The organism is Legionella drancourtii LLAP12, assembly GCF_000162755.2.
Classification (GTDB): Bacteria; Pseudomonadota; Gammaproteobacteria; order Legionellales; family Legionellaceae; genus Legionella; species Legionella drancourtii.
Window position 1 is genome coordinate 102,026 of sequence record NZ_JH413801.1, and the last position, 2,972, is coordinate 104,997.

Here is a 2,972-nt window from a genome sequence, read left to right on the forward strand (position 1 = left end):
CACTTTTATGGTTGCCTATGTGAAATGTCAACAGACCCTAGTCGAAATGTTATTAAAACTATACCATGTTCTTTGCCTTTTATCTTGATGCAAATTAGAAAGGTCTATTTAATTCCATAGATCCCATTTTTGAGAAAAAATTTGCATTGTTTTCATATGGGCTTTCAGGAATAATGGCCATTTGTTGTTAGCATTTGATTTAGGATGAAGAATGAGGCAGTTAATTAAATTTGGATTTATATTTGGTTTAACAATAAGTAGTAGCACCTTTAGCGCAGACCCTGTTGAAGGGCTTTATGTTGGCGTATTGGCTGAGATCAGTCATGCATCAAATCCGCAGCTTAATTTTACCTTGAATCAATTATCCTATAATCCGACAATAAGTTTGGGGCCGGTCGGTGGTGGGGGGCGTTGTCTCTGGGTTATAAAGTAAATAGATTCCGATTAGAGGGTGAATTTCTTTTTAATATCAATAATTATGGTGAGGCTCAATTCGGTTCTTGTACTTTGGTTAGTCCAAACGTCGTTAGTCCTCAAGGTACCTGCCCTGACTTTATTGAAAACAATAGTTTAGGGTTTAAAGGGAATACCATCGGTTTATATGGACTGTTCAATGTATTTTTTGATTTTTTATCTAGTGATCCTAATGTGAATTTTGTTCCCTATGTTGGATTAGGGGTGGGAGGGGCAATTATTCGAAACACGATTCAAATTGAAAATAGTCAATATTTTAACAGTGGCGCTACGCCGATCTCCCTACAGACAACTATTTCAAAAAATGGCATAGCAGGCCAAGGTATCATAGGATTTAGCTATTATCTTGATGATTTTGCTACTATTGGTATGGATTTTCGCTATTTGACTACCGTAAAGTCTAGTAGCTCCAATAGCAGTACTAACTCTAACTCTCAGTTTGGCATAGCGACTATAAATTTCACTGGAAACTTTGCTCTGGATAAGGGCAACAAGTAGCGATTAACGTCTTAATCACAAGGAACCTGCTTGCAAGCAGGTTCCTCCCAAAGGTACTTTAAAACAATCTAAGCACAGGGCTGAAATTTATACCGTCGGTTGAACTGTGAGATTGTAGGCTAACCTAGCAAAGGCGGAAACAGGCTGAGTTCCATTTAGTGATATTGCCTTGATAAAACTGGCTGTATTACTTTGAAATATTAACTGGTTCGACGTAACAATATCGAGCGCGCCAGTGGTACTCATGCCATCAATGGTGCCTTTATTTTTAGCATTAATTATTTTCCCAGTGACAACTGCATTATTAGCAACGATACCAAACACGGGATTGCTAGTTCCATTAGTAGTATTTCCACTGGTTAGCGCATTAATTATTGAGTCGGCGATGGTGGCAGTTTGGATACCGTAAGTGGCATTGTTACTCCCTGTTCCCTTAACGTTACCCGAGAACTTGGTATTAATGGTGGCCCTGGTCAGTGTCATGCTATTAAAAGCAGACACACTCATCACACTATTATTTGTTGAGCTATTGCTCGCATAACCAGTGCTTACTATATTAGCCGTGACGGTTGTATTATTTACCCTCATGTTGTAAACAGCACCACTGGCAATAATTGGATTGCTGTTCCCCCATATTAGACTCCCATTGATTAGTGGTTGGTTGTTTCCCGTTGCCGTGGTCATCCAGCCGGTATTTCTACCTAAAAGAGATTGGCCATCTTGTAAATTAACCCAGTTATTTTGATTGATTGCATTGGGCAAAATGTTGTATTTGCCCGTTGCAAAGAAAAGTTGTGCATCTGGTGTTAATAAAGCAATTTGTGCCGCAGTTGGCGTATCAATGGTTGAGCAGGGATGTTCTGCGGTGCAATTAGCTAATGTTGTTGCCCTACCTTGCGGCAAAGTACCATCAGGACTGAAAAACCAAACGTTATTAAAAAGAACAGTCGTTGGGCCACTTGCTTGAAAACTTCGGCGTGTTGGTAACGCATCTCCATAAGATTGACGCGCAAGATGACGGATGATTGGCGCAGTCATTCGGCTTTCTAATGAATGAGGCAGTGCTGACGAGCCATCAAAATTGACCCTTAGGCCGATTGCAAAGCGATTTTGATTTTGGTTGTCATAATTATTTTGGAGCAATAAAGACATATGATCATTAATAAACGCTTCTATATTGCCTTCAATGCCATTAATGTTTTTAGCATGATTGTAGCTAAAATGATAACCACCGGCACGAAGCCAAAAACCTTTCCCATAATCAATAAAGCGTCCTGCTTCCAATTCAACACCCGGGCCAAACTCCTCCAATAAATTAACGGGTGTATCGATTAAACTATGGCCTCGAGCACCACCTAGATGGTTACTTTTTCCTGAATCCCTAAGTACGCGCTCGGGAATGTCATCGGCATACGTATGTCTATAGGTTTGATTACGCCGGCTAAGAGGAATATAACCTTGTAAACGTGTTTCATAGCGTTCATGCAACCATTCAAGACCCGGGTTTAATTGCCAATAGTTATTTTTTAATCGAGTCTGATAATAGTCAGAAAATAAATAAGCACCCAAAATACCTTGGCTTAAACCAGCTTGTTTTATGCCTCGATACCCTAAGCCACCACTAACCGTTGAACGAAGCTCCTGACCCAACATCACCGTACCATCAGCGAATAAAAGGTTATTTTGATTCTGCATCAACGGCATCATGGCATCCCCAAAGCCGCCTAGCTGTTGTTCTCCTCCTGAAAGGAGTTGGCCGGTGATTCGACTATGATAAGTATTTGTGCTCGTCTCTTCATGCTGGTTAAAAATGCTCGCATGACTCAATTGAACCTTTAACAAGGCAATGACGAGCACCGATAACTGTAGTTTCATTAAATAAAGTCCTTTTAAATAATTAGTACTACCTTGTATCTAATAAAATTAGGGACTGTTGACATTTCGCTAGATTGAGCCAGAATTGGGTTGATTTTGAGCACCGAAGCGGAGCATACATCAAG

At 40.2% G+C, this 2,972-nt stretch carries 3 protein-coding genes; 2 read left to right on the forward strand and 1 reads right to left on the reverse strand.

The genetic code is table 11. From position 1 onward, the window contains the following. Nucleotides 1-211: 211 nt before the first annotated feature. Both LDG_RS20030 and LDG_RS02945 read left to right on the forward strand, forming a co-directional pair. Entirely contained in the window at nt 212-433 is a 222-nt protein-coding gene (locus LDG_RS20030; RefSeq protein ID WP_006869637.1) for a hypothetical protein, read from the forward strand. After that, the gene (locus LDG_RS02945; protein ID WP_006869638.1) at nt 412-972 is read left to right on the forward strand and encodes a porin family protein; all 561 of its coding nucleotides are present in this window, start codon (nt 412-414) and stop codon (nt 970-972) included. The genes LDG_RS20030 and LDG_RS02945 overlap by 22 nt, the downstream gene beginning before the upstream one ends. Nucleotides 973-1,059: 87 nt before the next feature. On the opposite strand, the gene LDG_RS02950 is transcribed toward LDG_RS02945, so the two are convergent. Next, nucleotides 1,060-2,847 carry a hypothetical protein gene (locus tag LDG_RS02950; RefSeq protein WP_006869639.1) on the reverse strand — a complete coding sequence of 596 codons (1,788 nt, stop codon included), beginning with the start codon at nt 2,845-2,847 and terminating at the stop codon, nt 1,060-1,062. Between the last annotated feature and the right edge of the window lie 125 nt (nt 2,848-2,972).